General features: G+C 34.6%; 1 protein-coding gene and 1 pseudogene (1 of these 2 running past the window's edge). Both read right to left on the bottom strand.

What is annotated here, in order from left to right:
• Nucleotides 1–153 precede the first annotated feature (153 nt).
• The gene (locus tag A2255_11075; GenBank protein ID OGI19274.1) at nucleotides 154–1,068 is read right to left on the bottom strand and encodes a hypothetical protein; all 915 of its coding nucleotides are present in this window, start codon (nucleotides 1,066–1,068) and stop codon (nucleotides 154–156) included.
• Between the two features lie 97 nt (nucleotides 1,069–1,165).
• Nucleotides 1,166–1,203: pseudogene (locus A2255_11070) on the bottom strand (hypothetical protein) (it continues 286 nt past the right edge of the window).

The raw sequence follows: 1,203 nt of genomic DNA, 5'->3' as shown, positions 1-1,203 counted from the left end.
TAAAAAAGTGACTTTGTTACTTTGCGGTGATAGTGCGTATTATTGGAAAGATTGATGGCTTAAGACAGTGCGAAGCACCTCGCAATGACATCTACATTCTTAGTGTATTTTAACATTTTCTAGGCAAACACCTAAAATAATTAGCAATTCAGGTTAAATAGGCTTATCTATTCGATAGAGTCGGACGTTTTGATAGAAATAACCCAATATTTGATAAGCATTGTAACCATAGTTGGCTAGAATATTCGCCCCATGTTGCGACATGCCTACTCCGTGGCCTCTTTTTGGAAGATTACCATCAAAAGAAGGTACGGATTTAACAAATGGTAAATCTTTTACCCAAACTGCACCGGAATTTATGGTATAGCCACCGGAACTACTATGATAATAAGCCGGTATTACTTTATTTCCATAAACTAAAACCTGGCCTTTTGTATCGATGACTGCCTGGTTTGTTCTTGTAGTTTCAGCAGATGCACCACCATAAGCCTGATCTTCAGGTGTATCCTTTAGATCATATCCATATTTAGACCTTTTTCCAAGATTTGCAATAGCATAACTTCTTGCTGCAACAGCCTGAGCTTTATGTGCCTCAATATTCCATCTGCTTGGCATCTCTGAAGGAACTACTCCAAGCATATAACTCTCTAAGTCAAGATCATTAACGACAGTTACACCACTTCCCGTATTAAAAACAATTAAACTGCCTCTATACCAATGTTTTTTTGTAAATACAAAACCTGATCCACTTGATTTGAGGACTAAATAATTAGAATTGGCATTATAAGATTTTCCGTTTATAGTAATGCTTAATCCTGAACCAGTACTTTTAATAATGTACACCTTCATAGGTTCAACATCGGAAACTTTGCGTCCAGTATAACCATCCACAAAACTTCCAGCCTGTGATACTGCAACCTGGGCATAACTTGCGTTAGTAAAAAGCCCTATTCTAATTGCTAATGCTGGCCTGGAAAATAAAAACACAGAAATTAGTACTGCAAAACATATACACGTTGTTTTTAACAAATTTATATTATTTCTCATAGCAAAATTAATTATAGTCATTTAATTAAAGATATCAATAACTATAATTATGCCCTTAAACCCAAAAATATCATCGATCGTTAGGATGATAAAGTATAAAAATTAACAATAAACCTAATTAAACAGGATCATTTGTAATCGAATTATCAAGATTAC

The sequence above is a fragment of the Candidatus Melainabacteria bacterium RIFOXYA2_FULL_32_9 genome, assembly GCA_001784615.1.
In the GTDB taxonomy this organism is placed as follows: domain Bacteria; phylum Cyanobacteriota; class Vampirovibrionia; order Gastranaerophilales; family UBA9579; genus UBA9579.
The sequence above is the reverse complement of the archived record's forward strand: the minus strand, read 5'-3'. Positions and strand labels throughout refer to the sequence as shown.

What these genes read in the sequence shown, in the direction of transcription:
- A2255_11075 (OGI19274.1), bottom strand. Translation starts at nt 1,068, where the DNA reads ATGACTATAATTAATTTTGCTATGAGAAATAATATAAATTTGTTAAAA.